The sequence below is a fragment of the Microcystis sp. LE19-41.2A genome, from assembly GCF_027530405.1.
In the GTDB taxonomy this organism is placed as follows: domain Bacteria; phylum Cyanobacteriota; class Cyanobacteriia; order Cyanobacteriales; family Microcystaceae; genus Microcystis; species Microcystis aeruginosa.
Map to the genome: position 1 here is coordinate 1 of NZ_JAPZQJ010000053.1, position 4,660 is coordinate 4,660.

General features: G+C 42.4%; 5 protein-coding genes. 2 read left to right on the top strand and 3 right to left on the bottom strand.

What is annotated here, in order from left to right; translation table 11 throughout:
- Positions 1 to 239 precede the first annotated feature (239 nt).
- On the top strand, positions 240 to 401 hold the full coding sequence (locus O9290_RS02545; RefSeq protein WP_288058725.1) for an ATP-binding protein: 162 nt from the start codon (positions 240 to 242) through the stop codon (positions 399 to 401).
- Positions 402 to 455: 54 nt separating this feature from the next.
- Here O9290_RS02545 and O9290_RS02550 read toward each other — a convergent pair whose 3' ends face one another.
- The 3 genes from O9290_RS02550 to O9290_RS02560 form a co-directional block, all read right to left on the bottom strand.
- On the bottom strand, positions 456 to 758 hold the full coding sequence (locus O9290_RS02550; protein WP_288026047.1) for a hypothetical protein: 303 nt from the start codon (positions 756 to 758) through the stop codon (positions 456 to 458).
- 170 nt (positions 759 to 928) lie between these two features.
- Entirely contained in the window at positions 929 to 1,621 is a 693-nt protein-coding gene (locus O9290_RS02555; RefSeq protein ID WP_002758477.1) for a response regulator transcription factor, read from the bottom strand.
- A complete protein-coding gene (locus O9290_RS02560) occupies positions 1,596 to 2,858 on the bottom strand; it encodes an RNA-guided endonuclease InsQ/TnpB family protein (protein ID WP_288086649.1) in 1,263 nt (420 codons plus the stop codon). The genes O9290_RS02555 and O9290_RS02560 overlap by 26 nt, the downstream gene beginning before the upstream one ends.
- A gap of 243 nt (positions 2,859 to 3,101) precedes the next feature.
- On the opposite strand from O9290_RS02560, the gene O9290_RS02565 reads away from it, so the two are divergent.
- On the top strand, positions 3,102 to 4,466 hold the full coding sequence (locus O9290_RS02565; RefSeq protein WP_288058256.1) for a sensor histidine kinase: 1,365 nt from the start codon (positions 3,102 to 3,104) through the stop codon (positions 4,464 to 4,466).
- Positions 4,467 to 4,660: the final 194 nt, after the last annotated feature.

The window sequence follows — 4,660 nt, forward strand, 5'->3', positions numbered from 1 at the left end:
TAAATCCTTATCTGGTAAGAGACTTAATGGATTAGTTCGCTCTAGATCAAAAACAATTGTCAAAAATCGCTAAATGCCTTTCTATATAAGGGTTACATCCCTTATAACCCCCGTCCATTGCATAACACAAACCGAAGAGCCACTTTTTCCCTGAAAATTAGGTAATTGGCCACCTCAAAACTGGTAAAACCCCACACCCCACACCCCACACCCCACACCCTGCCCCCAGGAAAAACTTTTTGCCGCAAACCCTATATAAAAATGTCCGTCACATCGCCGGGACAGGGTTGGGTTTGGTGGTAGTGCAGAAATGCGTGGAACTACACGGTAGCTCGATCGAAATCGCTAGTATCCCCTGGAATGGAACCACTGTCACGATTTTATTGCCGAAAGTGGCCTGAAAAAAATCGGAGCGAGAATGATTCTCAATCAGGGGAAAACTTCCGGGGAAGAAATTAGGAAACACCACCCAGACGGGCGTATTCTAAAATTGACTGGCTAAGAGCATCGCGATCATCGCGGCTGAGATAATAATTCCGGCCGCCGATATCATTGAGAAATCGCAGTAGGGCAAGACAAGCGGACTCTAGATCCGCCCGGTGTCGGGCAGCCGCTAAAGCTTGTTCAGAGGTGGCATAAACTAGGCAATCGCTAATTCCTTCCCTGCCATCCACTCGCCAACATTGAAAAGAATAACCCTGCATTTCTAGGATCAATTCAATCTGCCAGCCGTGATAGTCAAATCGCGTATAAATCATTTCAAGCAGCCCCTTTTAGGAGAGGAGAGTCACAGGTTTGACCGATCTGATTGTCTAGAAGCCCTGCACCTGTCTAACTTTCTAATTTAACGGGTGATTATGGAAACCCTCTGCAAACTTCGTGCAGATTTCGTGCAGAAATGATTTTGTCTACTGTCCCAAGGCAGATATTACTTTAAACGATAACCGAGACCGTGAACGGTTTCAATAAAGTCTTCCGGCGCACCGAGGGATTTTAGCTTGTGACGAAGACCGCGAATATGGGAAGTAACGGTTTCCTCGGCCGGAGAATCGTCCAAAGACCAAACTCGCTCAATAATACCCGATCGACTTAAGACCCGGCGCCCATGGGTAACAAGTAATTCTAAGAGAGCGAATTCCTTGGGGGTGAGGGAAAGAAGTTGACCGTTATAACTGGCCTCGTGGGTACTGGGATTTAACTGCAACCCCCCCCAAGATAATAAAACACTGCTGGTACTGCTGCCACGTCGGATCAAGGCCCGAATCCGCGCCATTAATTCGCCCAAATCGAAGGGTTTAGTGACATAATCATCGGCCCCTGCGTCTAATCCGTCAATTTTATCGATTACCGTATCCCTTGCGGTTAATAATAGGACGGGAACGGTGGCATTAGCAGAGACGGGATGATGGGATTCCGCTCGTCGCAGACGTTGACAGAGCAAAGTTCCGCTTAATTTGGGCAGGGTGACATCGAGAACTAAAAGGTCATATTTGCCTAATTCTAGCCAATTCCAGCCTTCTTCTCCGTCTCTAGCCACATCGACAACGTATTGTCGCTCGCTCAATGCCTCTCGCAAAATCTCGGCTAGTTGCATATCATCTTCTACTACTAAAATTCGCATGGTCTAGACTTGACACTCCCGCCGTTAAGCTGACGCTGTGACGGGGGATTCTTGATTCACCCCAAACCCGCTTTTCGGTACAAGTACCAACGAGTCTTACAGTTTCTCCCCAAGCTTGAAATTCCGACTGTCCATCGGTATTTGTTGACAGTATTCTCATACCTTCTTCCCTTACATTCTTGGCGGCGTTTTCATCTCTATCGTGCTGCGTCTTACATTCTGGACAAATCCATTCACGAATACTGAGAGTCAATAAATCATTTTTAAATCCACAGCAAGAACAGAGTTTTGTACTCGGATAAAACCTGTCAACTTCTACAAGTTTTCCTCCCTCTCTTTTTAGCTTGTAGTCCAAGAAATTAAGCAACATACCAAAATATCCAGCGTCATGTATTGATTTGGCTAATTTAGTCCTTGCTAACCCTTTAATATTCAGATTCTCGGCTACAACGATTTGGTTTTCATCGCATAACTTTCTGGAGAGTTTATGAAGAAAATCCTGTCTAGTATTTGCTATCTTTTCGTGAACCTTGGCTACCTCCTTAATGGCTTTTTGGCGATTATTAGACCCCTTGGCTTTACGAGACAATGCTTGTTGTCTCCGCTTTAAACGTTTAGCATATTTTCTGGTAGGTTTGATTGGGTCAATCTTGTAGGTTGTTTCACCATCAAAAACCGTAACTAAAGAAGATAAACCTAGGTCTATCCCTGATATTTTTAGTTTTTCAATGGTTGTTGAGTCATCCATCTCAAACAAGATGGCAGCAAAATATTTATCTGTACTGGTTTTAGAAACAGTTACGGATTTAATCTTACCATTTATTACTTGAGAAATCTTAGCTTTTATAACCCCTAATTTAGGTAGCTTAATTCCCTTATTTCTAATTGAACAACTTTCAGGATAACGGATTGATTGTTTTTTGTGCTTACTTTTAAATTTAGGGAATTTTGTTCTTTTTGAGAAGAAGTTCTTAAAAGCAGATTCTAAGTTTTTCAATGATTGCTGCAAGGTAGCGGCAGTAGCCTCAGCTAACCATTCAAAATCCAGCTGTTTCTTGAGTTTGGTAAGGTCTTTTGCCATGTCACAGTAGGTCATTCCTTTACCAGTCTCTAGGTACTGATTGTTAGTTTTATTTAAGTAGTAATTCCAAACAAAACGGACGCAACCAAAGTTTTTAGCTAAGGCTAGTTCCTGTTTTTTGTTTGGGTATATTCTCACTTTTAAAACATTTAACATCAGCCTGACCCCATCTGTGCTATCTTTTCAGTATAACACTTACCGCTTAAATATGTCAAGCTCATACATACCTTAAGAATCAAGCCTTTCCTTATTAGGAAACGCTGTCGCGTTAGTTTAGATTCTGGGGGCAATTCATCTCCCGTTAATTTCTGGTATATTTTTAATTAAGGAGAAATTTAACGGGAGTCCTCTTGCTCCATTTAGATAGAGTAAGCTGGAAATAGCGTCGGTTAACTCCTGATGAATTGGCTCAAACAAGGAAAATGGATCGCGGGGGGTTTCGGGCTAACTGTTTTACTGATGGGAACTATTAGCCTAGTTTCCTATCGCAATACCCTCGCCCTGCGTCAGCGCGCTGCCGAGGTGGAAGTTACCTACGAGATCATCGATAATCTCAGTAATCTTTACGCTAACATGGCGGTGGCCGAATCGGGAAGACGGGGTTATATCACAACTGGCAGCCCTAGGGAATTAAGCCGTCATCGTCGGGCGATCGCTTTGATGCAATCTAACTGGCAACTCCTGGCTAAACAATTAGAAAACGGCACGGATTTCGAGCGGGAAATGGTGACTGAGATCGGGGATTTAATGTATCGGCGAATTACTTTATTTAATCAATCGATCGCCACCTATAAATCCGATCGATCCGATGATATTTCTCAAGATGCAATCACGGTTAAAAGTGTCGAAGTCCGGGATAAGTTTCAAAATCTTCTTACCTATTTACAAGCTAGTCAGAAAAGGAATTTAAGAAGTAGCATCGCTAGTTCTAGGGATAGTATCAGCGAAAATTCTCTTTTGGGTTTACTGGGAACTTTTATCAGTTTTGGGATTATTTGCGGAGTTTATTTTTTGATTTTTTGGCAAGAGAAACGGCGACAAAAAAGTGATGAAATTCACCGGTTATTACTACAGGAAAAAGAACTTTCCGATCTAAAAATTCAGCTTTTTTCTATGATATCCCATGAATTCCGAACTCCTTTAACCGTGATTCTTTCCGCCTCGCAGTTATTAGAAAATGGCTTAAAAGATGCAGAACAGTCGAGCAGAAAAAACCTATATAGAATCCAGTCTTCTGTCAAGCTAATGAATCAATTCTTAACAGATATTTTGATTTTAACAAGGGCAGAATCTGGTAATCTCAGTTGTCGGCTAGAGCCGCTCGATATTGAAGCTTTTTGTTTAAATTTAGTCGAGGATTTTCAATTTATCAATAAAAATAATACGCCGATTAAATTTGTCAGTCAGGGATTGATGATTCGTCCCTATCTAGATGAGAAACTGCTCTACTCGATTTTAAGTAATTTACTCTTAAATGCGATTAAATATTCCCCCACAGGAGCAGGGATTAGTTTGATTTTGGGGAAAGATAGCGATCGCATTGTTTTTCAAGTCCGGGATCACGGTATCGGCATTGCCGAGGAAGATAGAGGTAAGATCTATGAACCCTTTTATCGGGGTCAGAATGTGGAAAATATTATCGGCACGGGATTGGGGTTAGCAGTGGTTAAAAAATGCGTCGAACTCCACCGCGGCGAAATCGCCCTAGATAGCCAAGTGGATAAGGGAACAAGCTTTACCGTCAAACTGCCCATTTCACCCTAGTTCCAGCTTGAGAGGTCTAAATAGGGTCTGCTGAAAAAGTTTTTCCTGGGGGTAGGAGTCAGGAGTCAGGAGCCGGTCGTTTCAGGCTTTGTTGCCCTTGTTTTTTGTACCAAGCGATGTACTACAAGAAGGATAATGCAAGGTTTTTGAAAGTCCCAATCCTATTTTCTTGCACTAACATCGGACTTTAACAG